The 16825-nt window shown below is 63.0% G+C and carries 22 protein-coding genes; 11 read left to right on the top strand and 11 right to left on the bottom strand.

What is annotated here, in order from left to right; all coding sequences use genetic code 11:
* The first annotated feature begins 98 nt into the window (after positions 1–98).
* Positions 99–383 carry a hypothetical protein gene (locus E1748_RS03465; protein ID WP_133645747.1) on the top strand — a complete coding sequence of 95 codons (285 nt, stop codon included), beginning with the start codon at positions 99–101 and terminating at the stop codon, positions 381–383.
* 95 nt (positions 384–478) lie between these two features.
* Here E1748_RS03465 and E1748_RS03470 read toward each other — a convergent pair whose 3' ends face one another.
* The 5 genes from E1748_RS03470 to E1748_RS03490 all read right to left on the bottom strand — a co-directional run bounded on the left by E1748_RS03470 (position 479) and on the right by E1748_RS03490 (position 2863).
* Positions 479–1078: a hypothetical protein gene (locus E1748_RS03470; RefSeq protein ID WP_133645748.1), complete on the bottom strand. Its 600-nt coding sequence runs from the start codon at positions 1076–1078 to the stop codon at positions 479–481.
* A gap of 53 nt (positions 1079–1131) precedes the next feature.
* A complete protein-coding gene (locus E1748_RS03475) occupies positions 1132–1428 on the bottom strand; it encodes a DUF1488 family protein (RefSeq protein ID WP_133645749.1) in 297 nt (98 codons plus the stop codon).
* 57 nt (positions 1429–1485) lie between these two features.
* Complete coding sequence (locus tag E1748_RS03480; RefSeq protein WP_133645750.1) at positions 1486–2049, bottom strand: type 1 glutamine amidotransferase domain-containing protein; 564 nt, start codon at positions 2047–2049, stop codon at positions 1486–1488.
* 120 nt (positions 2050–2169) lie between these two features.
* Positions 2170–2481: a hypothetical protein gene (locus E1748_RS03485; protein WP_133645751.1), complete on the bottom strand. Its 312-nt coding sequence runs from the start codon at positions 2479–2481 to the stop codon at positions 2170–2172.
* Between the two features lie 40 nt (positions 2482–2521).
* Entirely contained in the window at positions 2522–2863 is a 342-nt protein-coding gene (locus tag E1748_RS03490; protein ID WP_133645752.1) for a chemotaxis protein, read from the bottom strand.
* Positions 2864–3566: 703 nt separating this feature from the next.
* On the opposite strand from E1748_RS03490, the gene E1748_RS03495 reads away from it, so the two are divergent.
* Together E1748_RS03495 and E1748_RS03500 are read left to right on the top strand one after the other, a co-directional pair.
* A complete protein-coding gene (locus tag E1748_RS03495) occupies positions 3567–4844 on the top strand; it encodes a carbohydrate-binding protein (protein ID WP_240766284.1) in 1278 nt (425 codons plus the stop codon).
* 324 nt (positions 4845–5168) lie between these two features.
* Entirely contained in the window at positions 5169–6371 is a 1203-nt protein-coding gene (locus tag E1748_RS03500; RefSeq protein WP_133645754.1) for a DNA topoisomerase IB, read from the top strand.
* Here the strand turns inward: E1748_RS03500 and E1748_RS03505 are convergent.
* Both E1748_RS03505 and E1748_RS03510 read right to left on the bottom strand, forming a co-directional pair.
* A complete protein-coding gene (locus E1748_RS03505; protein WP_133645755.1) occupies positions 6316–6609 on the bottom strand; it encodes a hypothetical protein in 294 nt (97 codons plus the stop codon). The genes E1748_RS03500 and E1748_RS03505 overlap by 56 nt on opposite strands.
* Before the next feature lie 192 nt (positions 6610–6801).
* Entirely contained in the window at positions 6802–7086 is a 285-nt protein-coding gene (locus tag E1748_RS03510) for a hypothetical protein (RefSeq protein ID WP_133645756.1), read from the bottom strand.
* Positions 7087–7380: 294 nt separating this feature from the next.
* On the opposite strand from E1748_RS03510, the gene E1748_RS03515 reads away from it, so the two are divergent.
* From E1748_RS03515 to E1748_RS03530, 4 genes are all read left to right on the top strand, one after another.
* Positions 7381–8055: an HAD family hydrolase gene (locus E1748_RS03515; protein WP_133645757.1), complete on the top strand. Its 675-nt coding sequence runs from the start codon at positions 7381–7383 to the stop codon at positions 8053–8055.
* 96 nt (positions 8056–8151) lie between these two features.
* Positions 8152–8700 (top strand): PRC-barrel domain-containing protein, encoded by a 549-nt coding sequence (locus E1748_RS03520; protein WP_133645758.1) that lies wholly within the window; start codon positions 8152–8154, stop codon positions 8698–8700.
* Positions 8701–8828: 128 nt separating this feature from the next.
* Positions 8829–9227 carry a DUF3175 domain-containing protein gene (locus E1748_RS03525; protein WP_133645759.1) on the top strand — a complete coding sequence of 133 codons (399 nt, stop codon included), beginning with the start codon at positions 8829–8831 and terminating at the stop codon, positions 9225–9227.
* A gap of 60 nt (positions 9228–9287) precedes the next feature.
* Complete coding sequence (locus E1748_RS03530) at positions 9288–10613, top strand: cation:proton antiporter (protein ID WP_133645760.1); 1326 nt, start codon at positions 9288–9290, stop codon at positions 10611–10613.
* Positions 10614–10670: 57 nt separating this feature from the next.
* Here E1748_RS03530 and E1748_RS03535 read toward each other — a convergent pair whose 3' ends face one another.
* Complete coding sequence (locus E1748_RS03535; protein ID WP_133645761.1) at positions 10671–11153, bottom strand: response regulator; 483 nt, start codon at positions 11151–11153, stop codon at positions 10671–10673.
* A 183-nt stretch (positions 11154–11336) separates the two neighbouring features.
* Here E1748_RS03535 and E1748_RS03540 point away from each other — a divergent pair, with 183 nt between their 5' ends.
* Positions 11337–11906 carry a DUF4142 domain-containing protein gene (locus tag E1748_RS03540; protein WP_133645762.1) on the top strand — a complete coding sequence of 190 codons (570 nt, stop codon included), beginning with the start codon at positions 11337–11339 and terminating at the stop codon, positions 11904–11906.
* A gap of 130 nt (positions 11907–12036) precedes the next feature.
* On the opposite strand, the gene E1748_RS03550 is transcribed toward E1748_RS03540, so the two are convergent.
* A complete protein-coding gene (locus E1748_RS03550; RefSeq protein WP_133645763.1) occupies positions 12037–13002 on the bottom strand; it encodes a GlxA family transcriptional regulator in 966 nt (321 codons plus the stop codon).
* Positions 13003–13181: 179 nt separating this feature from the next.
* On the opposite strand from E1748_RS03550, the gene E1748_RS03555 reads away from it, so the two are divergent.
* Positions 13182–13475, top strand: a complete 294-nt coding sequence (locus E1748_RS03555; protein ID WP_133645764.1) for a hypothetical protein — start codon at positions 13182–13184, stop codon at positions 13473–13475.
* 83 nt (positions 13476–13558) lie between these two features.
* Positions 13559–13960: a hypothetical protein gene (locus E1748_RS03560; RefSeq protein ID WP_133645765.1), complete on the top strand. Its 402-nt coding sequence runs from the start codon at positions 13559–13561 to the stop codon at positions 13958–13960.
* Positions 13961–13997: 37 nt separating this feature from the next.
* On the opposite strand, the gene E1748_RS03565 is transcribed toward E1748_RS03560, so the two are convergent.
* Positions 13998–15026, bottom strand: a complete 1029-nt coding sequence (locus E1748_RS03565) for a cupin domain-containing protein (RefSeq protein ID WP_133645766.1) — start codon at positions 15024–15026, stop codon at positions 13998–14000.
* Positions 15027–15141: 115 nt separating this feature from the next.
* On the opposite strand from E1748_RS03565, the gene E1748_RS03570 reads away from it, so the two are divergent.
* Positions 15142–15489 carry a carboxymuconolactone decarboxylase family protein gene (locus E1748_RS03570; RefSeq protein WP_133645767.1) on the top strand — a complete coding sequence of 116 codons (348 nt, stop codon included), beginning with the start codon at positions 15142–15144 and terminating at the stop codon, positions 15487–15489.
* 48 nt (positions 15490–15537) lie between these two features.
* Here the strand turns inward: E1748_RS03570 and E1748_RS03575 are convergent, their stop codons facing one another.
* Positions 15538–16596, bottom strand: a complete 1059-nt coding sequence (locus E1748_RS03575) for an aldo/keto reductase (protein WP_133645768.1) — start codon at positions 16594–16596, stop codon at positions 15538–15540.
* Positions 16597–16825: the final 229 nt, after the last annotated feature.

Genomic DNA, 16825 nt, shown 5'->3' on the forward strand with positions numbered 1-16825 from the left:
CATTGCGTTATTTGAGCGCCCGCACGCGTCGCCGCCTGCATTCGCATGCGCCGGATGCACGAAGACGGCCTTAACACGACAAAGAGGGAGCAGCACAAATGAAAACCAGGACCATCGAGTCGCTGGTGTTCGTGGCAATCGTCACGTCAGCCGGCGTCATGCAGATTCGCGAACACCTGCTGCCGGTCGCGCACGCGACCTCAGCGAGTTCCACCGCGACTACCTGTGCGCAACAGCCGGCGGGCGTGATACCGGCTTCGTGCGTGTCGTTACGCGATTCGCGCACGCCGCACGATGAAGCCCAGGACCGCACACGCAACGACGCTGATGAACCGGCCGATCGCGCGACCACGATCACGCATCGCGCACAGATCTGGGTATAGACAGCACAGACATCCGCTTTAGGCGCACGGCGGTCGCTGGTCCCGGGCCGCCGTCCTTTTTGTTTTGTTACCCGAGCGACAACCGAGCGACAACGTTACGCAGAACTCGAGTTCTGCATCTGCTCTTCGCTCACGCGATCGAGCGGCGTCGGCGTACGCGTCGGATCGAAATCGGCCCAACGCCCCTGCTGCCAGCGCCCGCTCGCACGCTCCACTTCCACGCCGCCGGTATCGCGCAGCACACGTGCGGCCACTTGCTGCGTGTCGGGCGACACGTGCACGGCCAGCAGCACACCGGAGCTGTGCTCTTCGTGTGGTCCCTTCTCTCGATGCGCAAGCCGGCCGCCGCGACGCGTATGCGACATCGCGCCGATCAGCGACCCGATATACGCACCGACGCCGGCCGCGATGATCGACACGAGCAACGGTGCCGCGAATGTCGCGAAGATGGCGACGCCGACGATCGCACCCACGACCGCGCCGATCGTCACGCCCTTGCCTGCGCCCTTCGGTGCATCGACGGAAGCCGGGTCCTCGTTCATGTCTCCGCCGATCGGATGCCGCGCATGCTGGCCGCGCGGATTGACGAAGAACAGCGTGACGTCCTCTTCGACGAAACCGCTTTCGAACAGCCGCTGGGCGGCGTCCTCGGCGGACGGGAACGTCGTATAGCGTGCAGCGACGATCAATGACATGTCAGCCTCCTCTAGAACGACATACAAACGCAACGTGAGGCAACCGCGCGATGCTATTCGTCGCGCCCCGCCTCGATGCCTTCGACGCGGAAGAATCCGCTGCGCAGCACCACGCTCGCCCCTTCGTTCTGTTCGAGCGCTGCCGAGCACACCGGACGAATGCGCGGCCTGCCGCGCTCGAACGCGGCGAGCAGCACGCTCTCCAGCGGCGAATCGGCACCGAAGTGATCTTCGAGTGCCTCCGCCGTGATTTCGCAGATCACCGGCTCGCCGTCCACGTGCGCGATAAAACGGACGGTCAGGCTCGCACCGTCGAAAGCCGGAGGGTCGTCGGGAAAAGTGATGTGCATCGCAGCCTCCCTGTTTGCGGTGCGACGCGTCGTGACGCATCGCCTGGCGTGTCGCGTTCAAGCCGCCTTGCGCCTGCTCAACTGCGCGGTCAACTGCTTGATCAGCGCGCGGTTGAACGCCGGCAGATCGTCCGGCTTGCGGCTCGTGATCAGGTTGCCGTCCTCGACCACCTCGCGATCCACCCAGGTGCCGCCCGCGTTGCGGATGTCGTCCTGCAGACTCGGCCAGCTCGTTACCGTGCGGCCCTTCACGATGCCCGCCGACACCGGCAGCCACGTACCGTGGCAAATCACCGCGATCGGCTTCTTCGCGCCATCCGCGTCTTTAACGAAGGCCTGCGCCTTCGGCAGCAGGCGGATCGCGTCGCCGTTCACGACGCCGCCCGGCAACACGACGGCGTCGTAATCGTTCGCGATGGCATCGTCGAACGTCGCGTCGACGTCGACCTGATCGCCCTTGTCGACGTGCTTGAAGCCCTGGATCTTGCCGGGCTTCGCCGAAATCACGTGCACGGTGGCGCCGGCTTCGGCCAGCGCGCGTTTCGGCTCGACGAGTTCAGCCTGTTCGAAACCGTCGACGGCCAGCACCGCGACCTTGCAACCGTTCAAAGCGTTAGACATGACTGGCTCTCCTTGATGCGAAAAATTTCCGGAAGAATGAGAAAAACCCTTAAAACAGATGAAAAGTGATGTGCGGACGTGCGTGCGGTGCAGCAATCCGCACGCCTCGCCCGCTTCTGATCAAAAGCGGCGAATATGGAAATCGCCCGCCAGCGCGGTGGGCCTGCGATGCCTCATCAGTTGCGCAAATTCCTGTCCCACACGTGTAAGCGCGCGGCGCTTGTCGCCCGTGTTGCTGTGCGCGAATGCGTTGTACGCGACATCGTCGAACGACACCGTCACCAGCGTGTCGTGACCGTCCGCATGAAAGCGGATGTGCAGCGAGCCGTTCGCGTGTTCATCGAGTTCGAACGGCATGCTGCGCGCCTCGAAGTAGCGGCCCAGCGTCTCGGCAAGTTCGCGCTTGTCACCGGGCTTCACGTGAATGCTCATCGGTATGCCTCCTTTGGTCCTCGGTTTCGGGTAGTGGTACTCAACGTTCACCGCGCGCATCGGCATCAGCATCGGATAGCGGATCGTCGATGCGATCCGGTTCGATGTCTTCGTCCAGTTCTAGCGTGCCGTCGCCGTCCGCGGATGCGCGCTCGCCGGTGCCATGACGATCGGTGTCACTCGCGAGTTCGGTATCGCCGGTTTCGAGCGCGTGCTCGTCGAGTTCGCTGTCGCGGTCGAAGTCGTGCCGCTTCGCACCTGCGACGTCGCTGCCGCTATCGGACGAATCGCTTGGTCCCAGCGACCCGGTATCGTGGCCGCGTGGTTCGCCCTCATCGGGCGTATGCAACGGTTCTTCATCGGGATTCAACGTGCTGCTCATATCGTGCCTCCAGAAACGAAGATGAAAACCGCAGCGCCATGCACTGCGTGCGCGTCTGCGTACTTCAGGAGGTCCGCAAACGTCGTTCCTCGTCAGGTGTGTAGAGGTGGCATCGCGTTTGCTCGGGGCGGATTTTTCCTTGTATTCGATCCCGTTGCGTTTTTACCGATATGCGGTCGCGACCCGTGCGATTTGATCGGGATATCCAGTTTCACGCGCCCGTTAAATTCACGCGGAAATCATCTTCGACAGATTCATCGAATCATTAAACCCCGACAAAGCAATGAAACCCTGCCTCTATTAAATAGCCACTACGCCGGATATAAATTTAAATCAGGAATATCTGAAATACCGGAATGACCCATCGTGCATTTTCCATGTAGCCATAGAACCACTCCCCGTAACCACAAGACCAATTTCCGCTGCGACAGGCGATTTCAGCCCGATATTACGAAAACATTCAATCGATATAATGCCTCGCTTAATTTCATGTTGATCCAGAAATTTTTCCAATTTAATTGACCTGACGGCTATAAATCCAGATGATTAGCCACTGCCTTTTTTCGCAACCCTTATGCGAAACGGCAGTGCTGTGCTGATCAAAGTCCATCCCTTATAGAGACTCAAGAACATGGAGAACAGCATGCAATTCGATTTGTCCTCATCCCGTGTCCGTCATGTCCCTGTCCAGGCGGATTCTCATGTGTCGAAGAAACGATCGTCGATTGCGAAGAACGCGGTATTGAGCGTCGCCGCAGCGCTGCTGATGCTCGGGCTATCGTCCGAACGCGCATCGGCAGCGAGTGCATGGGCACCCGATACGTATTACGCGGCGGGCACGGTCGTGAGTTACAACGGCAACGATTACCAGGCACTCGTCAGTCAGACCGATTATTCGAGTACCGGCTGGAATCCGACGACTGCATCGCTATGGACGCTCGTCGGCCCGGACTCCGGCTCGGGCGGCACCACGCCGCCGTCGGGCCCAGGTACGGGTGGTCCGACCGGGACGGCGCCGGGGTTCATCTATAGCCCGTACAAGGACGCGTCGATCTCGATGAACTGGAACACCAACACGATCTCGACAAACGTGACCGGCAGACTGAGTCCCGTGTTGACCGTCCTGCCGACCAGCGTGCGCACGCTCACCCTCGCGTTCGCGACCGGCGAATGCGGCAGCGAGAACTGGGGCGGCGTCGGCGCCGCTGCGCTCGCATCGGCAAACGTGTCGCTGTTCACTGCGTCGAACGTCAACTACATCGTTTCGACGGGCGGTGCAGGCGGCGTGTTTTCCTGCGGCACCGACGCGGGCATGACGACGTTCATCAATCGCTACGCGTCGAAGAATCTGGTCGGCATCGACTTCGACATCGAGGGAGGACAAACGCAGCAGGTCATCAACAACCTCATACAGCGTGTCGTCGCAGCGCAGAAGCAGTTCCCGAATCTGCGCTTCAGCTTCACGCTCGCGACGGTTGCGCCTGCGCCGTCGGGCGCATCGAAAGCAACGTCGTGGGGCGCCAGTGCGCCAGACAGCTTCAATACGTACGGCGACTGGGTGATGCAGGCCATCAAGACCTACGGCCTGCAGAACTACACGATCAACCTGATGACGATGGACTACGGTTCGGCGCTTCCAGGCAACTGCGTGCTGTCGGGTGGAGCGTGCCAGATGGGGCAATCGACCGTCCAGGCTGCGTTGAATCTGCACGATCACTGGGGCGTGCCGTATAACCAGATCGAAGTCACACCGATGATCGGCGGCAACGACTCGGCCGGCGAGACGTTCACGCCGGGCGACGTGGACACCGTCACGAGCTTCGTCAAGCAGTACGGCCTGGTGGGCCTGCACTTCTGGTCGCTTGATCGCGATGCCGACTGCGCGCCCGGTGCTGCATCGCCGACGTGCAATTCGATCGGTGGTGTGGGCGCGCTCGGTTACACGAACCACTTTGCCAGCGATCTTGCGTCTGGAGGGTAGCGAGGGAGGATCTGTTGCGCTGTCGCTGCTATTGCCGCTCGCGCAAGCGGAGTTATTCAGGCGATCCCGGCAACGCATGAACAGGACCACCGCCAGTCACGAGCGGCGGTGAATCGCTACAGGTGACGTGCCGCTGCAGAACGGCACGTCACCTTTTTTATTTGCCTGCGCTGAAGGCGCTCGTGTGTTCAGAGAAAAAAGCGATGCCCTCAGAAACCCCCTGGCGATTCTCTCAACCCCCAAAATCACAACAGGCACTTACCTTGCTTAGGAGACGATATCGTCTTCGACCTTTACCCGATCGCCCTTACCGGCAAGCCATCCATGACCCGGACCGATGCATCCTCCTCCCCGCCAGCCGTCGACACACCGACGATGCCCACAGGCCTGCGGCACGCGGACGACTCGCGCCCAGGTTACACGCGCAGACGACAACGCAACGCATTCGTCTATTACGACACGTCGGGCCAGCGTATCCGCGATAAAGCGGAAATCGCACGCATCAATGCGCTCGTGATCCCTCCGGCCTATACCGACGTGTGGATCTGCACAGACCCACGCGGCCATCTCCAGGCAACGGGCCGCGATGCACGCGGTCGCAAGCAGTATCGCTATCACCCGCGCTGGCGTGAGACACGCGATGCCGATAAATACGGTCGCATGCAGGCGTTCGGATGCGCGTTGCCGCGCATCCGGCGCCGCGTCAAACGCGATCTGAAACTCGCCGGCATGCCACGCGACAAGGTGATTGCCGCGGTCGTCGATCTGCTCGACACGACGTTGATCCGCATCGGCAGCCCCGAATACGCACGCGACAACCAGTCATACGGATTGACGACGTTGCGCAAGAAGCACGTCAAGATCGAAGCGGGCCAGGTGCGATTTCGCTTTAGCGGCAAGAGCGGCGTCGAGCACGACGTCACGGTCGACAATCCGCGCGTCAGGAAGATCGTGCGGCGCTGCGCGGAATTGCCGGGACACGAACTGTTCAAGTACCTCGACAGCGACGGCGAGCGGCATACGGTCGGCTCCGCGGATATCAACGACTATCTGCGCGAAGCGAGCGGCGCGGACTTCACCGCGAAGGACTACCGGACGTGGGCGGGCAGCGTGTTCACGCTCGCGTCGCTGCGGCACGCTACGTGTGAAAGTCCGGCGGAAATACGGCGTCATGTCGTCGACACCGTGAAGGACGTCGCGGCGCTGCTGCGCAATACGCCTGCTGTGTGCCGCAAGTGCTACATCCATCCTGCGGTGCTCGCGGCTTTCGAAGCGGGTGCGCTAACGGGTCTCGTAACGGAGCGGGTGCGGCGCGGGATGAAATCGGATGAAGCGGCGCTCGCTGCACTGCTCGAACGCGCGGAACGGACGGCTCGCCGTGATGCGCGTCGCAACGCGAACGGTAGCCATGCAAACGCAAAAAGGGCAAAGCCTGCGGAAAAGACACGCCATATCGAACAGCCCGCGTCCGCTACGACTCGTCGTAAGCCGCCATCACGAGCCAGAGGTCGTGATCTTCATCCTTGATCTCGGCTGCGAGTGCATATGCGTCGCCGGGGCTGCAGGTTTGCGCGAGCATCGTCTGCGCAACCTCGCCGTTGCTGAACGCGCGATCGGTCAGACGACGCACCTCCTGCTTGCCTTCGAACATGTGCTCGTCCTTGCGATATACGAGCGTCTGCTGCTTCCATTCATGAAAGCAGGCTTCGACATGCTGGAAATCGCCGCCGCACACATTGGCCTGGTAGTGAATTTTCGATGCCATGATTAAACCTCTTCGGCGCAGGCGTACTGCGCGCATCTGCCACTCTCTTGCCGTCTCGCAGCGTCGGAACACCAAGCCAGTCACTGCGTAAAACTGCGCGATGCCGCATGCCGCGGCATCGCGCGAATCCTTGCAGGGCGACTGCTGCCCTGCATGGGGCCGGCCGCGGACACTCCGCGGACCGGAACGTCGTTACTGGCTCGCGCCCGACGCCGCAGCCGGTGCACTCGCGCCAGTGTCAGCCCCTGGTGCGCTTGCGCTCATATCGGCCGATGCACCCGCCGCCGGCGTGTTTGCGCTTGAATCCGCTGCGCCGCTGCTCGGCGAAGGCGCACTCATCGCACCGCTACTGCTCGCGCTGCTGTCGCTGCTCGAAGCACTGTTGTCCGCACGCTTGCAGCCAGCTGCGCCGAGCGTGACGAGCGCGATCGATGCGATCACGAGAACGTTCTTCATCTGGATCGTGTTCAGCTTCATTGCAAGCCCTCCTGGCTTTGGTGGCAACCCGATTACGATGGAGCAAGCACCGTGCCTTCCGCCACACGAATGTGCGGGCCAGACCCTGTGTACGTCGCGTGACGAGGCAGGCCATGTTCTTCGCGGTGCGGTAGGCGGCCGGAGAACGGCGGTAAATTACACAGGCCGACGTAATTCCTTCGCCCCTCTTTTTGCACCGTATGTGGGTCAACTGGCGATTCGCGTGTGGATTTGCGTGTAGCGCGCTGCCACGCGAATCGTGTAACGTCGGCTTTCTTCCACGGAGAACCCATCATGCGCATCGAAACGTCCTTCCTGTTCGACCTCGACGGCACGCTGGTCGACAGCGTCTATCAACACGTGCTCGCGTGGAAGGAGGCGCTCGACTCGGAAGGGATCGAGCTTTCGGTGTGGCGCATTCATCGCAAGATCGGCATGAGCGGCGGGCTGTTCACGAATCAGTTGCTGCGCGAAACCGGCGGCGACATCAGCGCGGAACGGGTGGACCGGTTGCGTCGCGCGCATGCGGACGCCTATACGCGGATGCGCGCGCAGGTATGTCCGCTGCCGGGTGCGCGAGCGCTGCTCGATGCGCTGACGCAGGCCGGCACGCGTTGGGCCGTCGCAACGAGCGGCCGGATGGAAACCGCACGCCTGAATCTTGAGGCACTGGGTATCGATCCGGCGAAGTCGGTGATCGTCACACGCGATGACGTGAAGTACGCGAAGCCCGACCCGGATCTGTTCGTCGCCGCCGCGCATCGGTTGGGCGTGCCGATCGAACACGCGGTCGTCGTCGGCGACAGCATCTGGGACATGCTCGCGGCACGCCGCTGTCGTGCGCTGGGCGTAGGGCTGCTGTCCGGCGGCTATGGAATGGAGGAACTGGAACGCTCGGGCGCATTGCGCGTGTATGAAGACCCCGCGGATCTGCTGCTGCATCTCGACGAGGTTGCCGCGCGGCCTTAAGCGTTCTTGCCAGACCTTCCCGTTCCGCGACCGATTCTCGCGGAACGGCGTTTGCTGTATCGCTTGAACGTCACACCTCGAATCGGGAGATCCCTCATGACCCAGCAGCTCAACCATCCCTCGCCTGTCGCGGACACGGGCGCACGCATCGTCGGCAAAGGCAGCGCGACCGCCGACGGTCCCGGCCCGAGCGTAATGGCCGCCTCGACACTCGACGGCAACAAGGTGCTCAGCACCGACGGCGACGACGTCGGCAAGGTGAAGGACATCATGCTCGACGTGCGAAGCGGACGGATCGCGTACGTCGTGCTGTCGAGCGGCGGCTTTCTCGGTATCGGCGACAAACTGCTCGCGATTCCGTGGAGCGCGCTCACGCTCGATACCGGACGCAAATGCTTCGTGCTGTCGATTTCGTCGGAGCGGGTGAAAAACGCGCCGGGCTTCGACAAGGAGCACTGGCCTTCGATGGCGGACCAGACGTGGGCTACTTCCGTTCATCAGTACTACGGCATCGAGCCTTACTGGAGCGATGACGGCGACGCACGCGACCGTTCGCGTGCGCAGCCGCCACGCGACGATCTCGGCGTCGGCGACATTCCGGCGGGGTCGTCGGATGCGCCGGAGGCGGGGGGCGTGAAGCTCTGAGCATGTAGCTGTACACGGCGCCCCATTGCGGGCGCCTTTTCGTCCCCCAAGGCTCGGCGCGCGACCCAACACGGGCACACCCCTTGCGCGCCTCCTCCGCATCGCTTCACTTTTTGCGAGGAGCCACGATGACTACCCGGAAATCGAAGCACCCGACCCAACACCCTTCCACGCGCGGCAAGTCTGGCCATCCGCCGCGTCAGCGTCACGCCCAGGCAAACGCAGCACACACGGCACGCGCATCCGCAAACAGCAACCATCGCTGGTCGCATCACGTGATGGAAACCAGCGACGCGATGGACATCGAAGGCGACATCTTCAAGTCCGGCAGCGCCGAGGCCATCGCGCAGTCGCTGAAACGCTCGTCGACGCATAGCCGTCGCCGCAAGGGCACGCCGTTCCAGTCCGCGATGTCGATGCTCAATTTCTACATCAACCGCGCGGGTCACAATCTGCCGAAGACACGCAAGGTGACGCTGCAACAGGCCAAGCGCAAACTCCGCGAAGCGTTTGGACGTGCGCCCTGATGCTGCACCCGCGCCGCATACGACGCACCGCCGAATCAAGCTACCAATCGACGAGCCGCGATGCATGAGAACGCCTGGTTCCTGATCGTCGGCGCGGTGCTCGTGTTCATGGGCATCGCGGCAACCACGCTGAAGCGGCTGCCGTGCAGCGCCGCGATGTTCTATCTGGCGATCGGCTACGCGCTGGGGCCGTCGGGCGCGGGCCTGCTCGTCCTCGATGCCGTGCGCGACGCACCGCTGCTGCGCCTGCTCACCGAAGTCGCGTTGCTCGTCTCGCTGTTCGCAATCGGCCTGCGATTGCGGGTGCCGCTGTTCGACCGATTGTGGGCGTTGCCGCTGCGACTCGGCTTCGTCGCGATGGTGTTGACGGTGCCGCTCGTCGCGGCGTTCGGCGTGTACGTGCTGCAACTCGCGTGGGGACCGGCGCTGCTGCTTGCCGCGATCCTCGCACCGACCGACCCGGTGCTCGCACACGACGTCCAGGTGCAGAATCCCGGCGACGTCGATCTGCTGCGTTTTGCGCTATCGGGCGAAGGCGGTCTGAACGACGGCATTGCGTTGCCGTTCGCGTTGCTCGGGCTCATGTGGTGCGCCGCGCCTTCAGCCAGCGGTGCCGACGCGATCACGTGGTCTTTCGCGGGCAGCGTGCTGTGGGGTGTCGTCGGTGCGCTCGTGGTCGGCGGGACGCTGGGCTGGGCGGCCACGCATATGGTGACGTGGCTGCGGACGCGTCACGAGCAGGCGCTCGGACTCGAAGGCTTCTTCGCGCTCGGCCTGATCGAACTCGCGTACGGCGTTGCGCAGATCGCGCACACGTATGGCTTTCTCGCCGTGTTCGCAGCCGGCGTCGCGATGCGACGCGTCGAGCAGCGCGCGAGCGGCGACCGCTCGCCGCACGAAGCGATCGGTGCGATCGATGCGCAGGACGTCACCGCGACCGCCGCCGATCCGCAAAAAGCCCATGCGTATATGGCGGAATCGGTGCTCGGCTTCACGATCGAACTCGAGCGTATTGCCGAAATGGCGGTGATGACGATGATCGGTGCCACGCTATCCGGTCTACCGCAGCAGCACATCGCGCTGCTCACGTGGAACAACGCGGCGCTCGTCGCCGTGCTGTTCCTGATCGTGCGTCCCGTTGCTGCCGAACTGTCGTTGACGGGGTCGAGCGCGTCGCGGGCGCAGCGGCGTCTGGTCAGCTGGTTCGGCATTCGCGGAATCGGCTCGTTCTACTACCTCGCATTCGCGCTCGAACGCGATCGCAGCGCGCAGATCGCGGCGCTCGTGTCGCCGGTGCTGGCCGTGGTTGCGGCATCGGTCATCGTGCATGGCGTGTCGGCGACGCCGCTAATGAAGCGCTACCGGATGCGAGATTCGTCGCAGTAGTGCGTCGACACAGCCACACGCCCAACGTCGCGCAGTTTTTGCAACCGTCGTGCAAGTTCACGACGCGCCGCCCGTGGGTCGCGCGGTGGCGACTTCGAGCACACGCAGCAGCCGCTGCGGCGTGAGCGGCTTCGCGCAGTGCGCATCGAAGCCCGCCTCCTTCGCGCGCTCGCGATCGCCGCTCGATGCAAATGCGGTACATGCAATCAGCAGCATGTGCCCGGTCGCGGGATCGGCACGCAAACGACGCGCGAGCTGCAACCCGTCGAGTCCCGGCATCGCGATGTCCAGCACGACCGCGAACGGCTGCCATGCGCCGGCCAGTGCGCAGGCTTCGCGCGGGTCGTTCAACGTGCGGCATTCAAAGCCGTCAGCGTCCAGCAGCAACTGCAGCGCGTCGGCCGCTTCGCAATAGTCGTCGACGACCAGCACGCGGCGGTGGTCGGTCATTGCACGTGCAATCGGACGCCATAGCACGACGTCGTCGTTCGAGTACGCATCGTGTGACGCGTCGCCGGGTGATCCGGGTGTCCCGCTCATTGCTTTCCTCCCTGTGGCGGCTGGGCGCCAGACGGAGTTGAGCGCAAGTTGTGCGCCCGGGGTGTGCGGGTGCGCTTACGAGTCAGCCGCGAAACTGCATGCGACGTGCGCCGGTACGCGGCTTGCTGATTCGAAGATGTTTTCCGCGTCCCACGCGGATCGATCGTTCCCGATGGAGGATTCATGAAGCTAGCCACTACCACGCTCGCTACGCTCACCGTTGCCGCAGCCGCGGGCATGCTGCCGTTGCCTTTCGTCGCTTCGTCGGCGTTTGCGCAGACCGATGCCGCGTCGACGACCTCAGCGAACGCGCTGCCGGATGCGGATCGACAGTTCGTGCAAACCGCGTCTGCGGCAGGCTCGACGGAAATCGACGCGGCAAAACTTGCGTTGCATCAGTCGAACGATGCCGACGTGAAGTCGTTCGCGCGTCACATGATCGTCGATCATACGAAGCTCGCCGCCCAGTTGAAGATGGCCGCGCCGCACGGCGTATCGATACCGAAGGACAATGCCGATCAGCAGGCGCTCGACGCGCTGAAGCCGTTGAAGGGCAAGGACTTCGACACGGCCTATGTGCAAAAGCTCGCGGTGCAGGGTCATAAGGACGCCGTCGCGGTGTTCCAGGACGAAGCGTCGAACGGTCAGAACGCGAGCCTGAAGAAAGCCGCGCAAAAGGCGCTGCCGACGATCCAGCATCACTACAAGATGGCGCAGGCGCTTGCGCAGAAGAAGGGCATCGCGGCGCAGTGAATGCAATCTCGCGCAGCAACCTGCCACGCTCGATGTCTGCCGGCGCTGCGCGCTAGGGCATGACGCTACGCAGGCGGTCTGGGGTATGGGTTCCGCCGCTCATTCGCGACGTGAACCCGAAGCGCTCGAATCACCGCAACTCCGCACGAAGATCCCGCACACCCCGTCCCAACCGATCACGCAACAGCACACGCAACGTGCGGCCATCGGCATAACCGACCTCGGCCGCGATCGCATCGATGTCGAGACCGCTGCCGTGCAGCAGCGACTGTGCATGCTCGACACGCAGATCCTGAAAGTACGCGAGCGGCGACTTGCCGAGCACAGCGGTGCAGCGTCGTTGCAACGTGCGCGCGCTCGTCGCCAGTGCGGCAGCAGCTTCGTCCAGCGAGAACCCCTGGTTCAGGTGTTTTCTCGCCCACCGCTCGAAGCGATGAATCAACGGATCAGCCTGCGACAGATGATTCGGAATGATGTACGCCGCCTGCGAAGAGCGCAGATCGGCGAGCAGGTAGCGCGACACGACGCTCGCCAGCTCGGGGCTCGCTTTCTGGATCAACCACAGCGCGAGATCAAGATGCCCCATCGCCGCGCCGGCCGTGACGCCGATGTCGGACGGCACGAGCATGCGCGACTCGTCGAGCTTCACCTTCGGATAGCGTTGCCGGAACAGCGGCGCGAGCCACCACGTCGTCGTCGCTTCGCGATGATCGAGCAGCCCGGCTTCCGCGAGAAAAAACGTCCCGATGCAGGACGCGGCAATCTGCACGCCTTCGGCATGCCACTTCAATAGCTGCGCCCTCACCTGCTTCATGTCCGCTCGCGCGAGCGCCGGAACCAGCAGCTCGGGCGTGCCGGTGTTCAGCGCAGGCACGATCACCCAGTCGGGCTTCGAATCCTGCGGGACGGGTTGCACGGGTATCGGAAAGCCCTGGCCGGAGCGCACCTTCTTTCGCACACCGACGATCGACACGTCGAAGTGCGGCGACCCGCCCATCAGTTTGGCCGAGAACTTGTTGGCGAGCGTGAACGCGTCGAGCGGCGCGGTGAGGCCGGTGTCGAACACACCGTCGAGAGCAAGGATCTGGATGCGCATGGCGAGATCGATTCAAAAGTGACCTGTTACGACGGTAGCGGATTTTTCGTTCCCAAGCCAGTTTTTACGTCATTTCGACTGGCGCGAATGACCATAAAGTTGGCAGTTACGCCGCTATCGAATGGGCTGTCCGATCGCTAGTATCAACTCCGCCACTCAACCCCAACGAGGAAACGTTCATGAAAGTCATCGCAATCGGTTCGATCACCCAAGCACCGTCGCCCGAGCAACAGGCGCAGGTGATGCCGAAGGAAGTGCCCGCCACGCTGCAACTGTATCTCGACGCAAAAATCGAGCAGTTCTGGTTTCGTCAGGACAAGCCGGGCGTGATCTTCTACATGCAGGTCGAGTCGATCGACGACGCGAAGGCGGCCGTAGGCAAGCTGCCGCTGACCGCAGGCGGTTTCATGACCTTCGACATCATTCCGGTCGGGCCGCTGGCACCGCTGGGTAGTTTGATCCAGGGCAAGTAAGCCCAGGAGGTGCCGCCGATATCCGATACAACGCGTCTTGCGTACGCATCGGCGGCGCTGTCCGCAACGACGAAGGATAACGAATGAAAGCCGCACTCTCGTTGGCATTCGCGCTGATCATGTGTGCCGCGGGCATGAGTGCCGCGCGCGCACAGTCCGCCGTTCCACCGACACCCACCACACGCATCCTCGCGATCGGCACTGCGAATCCCGGTGTCGATCCCGCCGCGATACGCGCGATCCTGCCCGCCGAAATGCACGATACCGCCGACCTGTACCTCGAAGGCAAGATCGATCAATGGTTCTCGCTTCAGGGGCGCATGGGCGTCGCGTTCATCCTGAACATGACGGATCCGGTTGCCGCTCGCGCGATGCTCGAGAAACTGCCATTGGGCCGTGCGCATCTGATGAGCTTCGAGTTGCTGCCGCTCGCACCGCTCAGCCCGCTTCGTCAGCTACAGGGTATGAAGGCGGGTTCGCAGTAAGGCATCGAATAGCAGTGGCACGTCGCTAAGGCTGCGGCTACGCTTTCGGCCGACGCCGGTAGCGTCCCGGCGTCTCACCGGTGCTCTGCTGGAACGCCTTGCCGAACGCCGCCTCCGACAGATACCCGACAGCCATTCCGATGTCCGCCGCGCTGCGCTGCGTGCGCAGCAGCAGATCGCTCGCGATCGCCATCCGCAGTTGCGTGAGGAAGTCCATCGGCGTCATGCCCGCGCGTTCGCTGAAATGACGCGCGTACGTGGCTCGCGACATCGCCGCGACGTCGCCGAGTTCCGCGAGCGTCCATGCTCGCTCGGGCGCATTCAACATCGCTTCGACCGACCCGCGCAAACGCGGATCGGACAGCAGCGTCAGCACGCCCGACTGCATCGGCGAGCCGCCGTTACTGCCGTTAGCGCCGTTAGCGCCATGCGCGCGCAACGCCAACGCGAGCAGCGCGTGACTCAACGCAGTGACGATCGCGAGCGCGCCCGGCGCACGCTGTTCCGCTTCGCCGCGCATCAGCGTCGTGAGCATACGCAGTGCGTGGCCGGCAGATGCGGCGCCAGAAAGATCGGCCGTGGGCTCGCCGCCCACGAACACGCCGGGCAACGCATCGGCCAGCGACACGTGCAACGGATCGGGCAGCGAATCGAGCAGTAGCGCAGCGGGTCCGCTCGTATAGATGAAGCGGCCGCACAGCAGATCGAGATCGACGTGTTCGGCCGGCTCGCCGTTGCGCCGCACCGGCAGCATGCCGTCATGTGTCAGCGTGAGTGGCTGCGTCGTATGCTCCGACGATTCGCGTTCGTTCGATCCCGCACGGCGTTCGCGCACCCGATGCGCGGCACCGCGTGGAAACAGCACGAAATCGCCGGCACGCAGCGACAGCGGCGTGCGTGCCGCGGGCGTCTCGATGCTGCACGCGCCGTCCAGCACGAGATGAAACGGTGCAATACCGGGTTCTTCGGGCGTGTGGTCGACGGTAAACGGTCCAGCGAACAGACAGCGCAGATCTAGGCTCGCCTGGGGGCGCGCAAGGTCGATCAGGCGGCTGAGTGTATCCATGAGACGAATCCGCTAAAAGAAGAGTCGAGCGAGTATTCAGGAGATCGCCGCACGGCGCAATACTGGCTTCACCGCGCAGGGCATCCGGCCCGCGCCATTCGACAAGGAGCAAGCCATGCTGGACTGGATCGATTATCGCAAGGAGCTGGTGGGTCGCATCGGTGAAATGGGCAAGCTGTCGCCGGACACGGTGAGGGCCTATCAGATGATGTCGGGAGCCGGACAGAAGACCGGCCAGTTCGATGCGAAGACGCGCGAACTGATCGCGCTGGCGGTTGCGGTGACGCTGCGCTGCGACGGCTGTATCACCGTTCACACCGGCGAAGCGCTGAAGCACGGCGCGACCCGTGAAGAGATCGCCGAAGTACTCGGCGTTGCGATCTCGATCAATGCGGGTGCCGCGCTCGTGTACTCCGCCCGCACGCTGGACGCTGTCGCAGCACACAGCGCGCAGCAAGCGTAGTCCGTCGTACAGGCAACCACCCACGCATCCTGCGCGCCGCGCGTTCGTTCAGCGCGCAGGCAATGCGTGACGCGACTGCGCCAGCATGTCGCGACGCGCGTCGCCCTGACGCGCAAACATCCACGCGGGATATTCGGCCGGTAGACGGCTCACCGCATCGAGTGTCGCCAGTTCTTCCGCACTGAGTTCAACGCCGGTCGCCGCGATGTTGTCGTCGAGCTGCTCGACTTTTTTCGCGCCGACGATCACCGTCGTCACCACCCGTTGATGCAGCAACCACGCGAGCGCAATCTGCGCGACCGATACGCGTTTCGCGTCGGCGATCGTGCGCATCGCGTCGATGCAGTCATACGCGCGCTCGCGATTCACCGGCGGAAAATCGAACGTGGTGCGGCGGCTGCCTTCTTCGCCGTCGCGGTCGCGACCGTATTTACCGCTCAGCAATCCACCCGCGAGCGGACTCCACACCATCAGCCCGACACCTTCGCTCTGCAGCATCGGCACCAGTTCGCGTTCGAGATCGCGGCCCGCGATCGTGTAATACGCCTGCAGCGTTTCGAAACGCGCGAGGCCGAGGCGCTCCGAAATGCCGAGCGCCTTCGCGATCTGCCACGCGGCCCAGTTCGATACGCCGACGTAACGCACGTGTCCATGCTGCACGAGCGTATCGAGTGCACGCACCGTTTCCTCGATCGGTGTCGCCGGGTCGAAGCCGTGAATCTGATAGAGGTCCACGTGATCGAGTTGCAAGCGCTTCAGGCTCGCCTTCACACCGTCGATCACGTGATAGCGCGACGCACCGCGTGAATTCGGATACTCACCCATCGCGCCGAACACCTTCGTCGCGACGACGACGCGATCGCGCGGCACCTGCAGGTTCTTTAGCGCCTGTCCGGTGATCTGTTCGGAGAGACCGCCTGCGTAAACGTCGGCGGTATCGATGAAGTTGATGCCCGCATCGAGCGCGCGTCCGACGAGCCGTTCCGCGTCCGCCTGTTGCAGCGCACCGATCTGCTTATAGATGCCCTCGCCGCCACCGAAGGTCATCGTGCCGAGGCACAGTTCCGAAACGAAAACGCCGGTACGGCCAAGCTGGTTGTATCGCATTGCCAGAGACTCCCGTTCATGAAAAAGGGAAACGAAAATCCAACCGTCCGAGGATAGCGCAACGATGAGAAAGCTGTCGTGAGACCAGCAACTCATGCGGCGACATGCGAATGCCATTCGAAAGAAGTCGAATAAAGAAAATCGTACCGCGAGAGAAAATTAGCCGGTAATTCAGTCCACTTTGCGTAATCCACGACAAACGCAATGGGTCGCTTTACTGCGCCGCAGC

The organism is Paraburkholderia flava, assembly GCF_004359985.1.
GTDB lineage: Bacteria > Pseudomonadota > Gammaproteobacteria > Burkholderiales > Burkholderiaceae > Paraburkholderia > Paraburkholderia flava.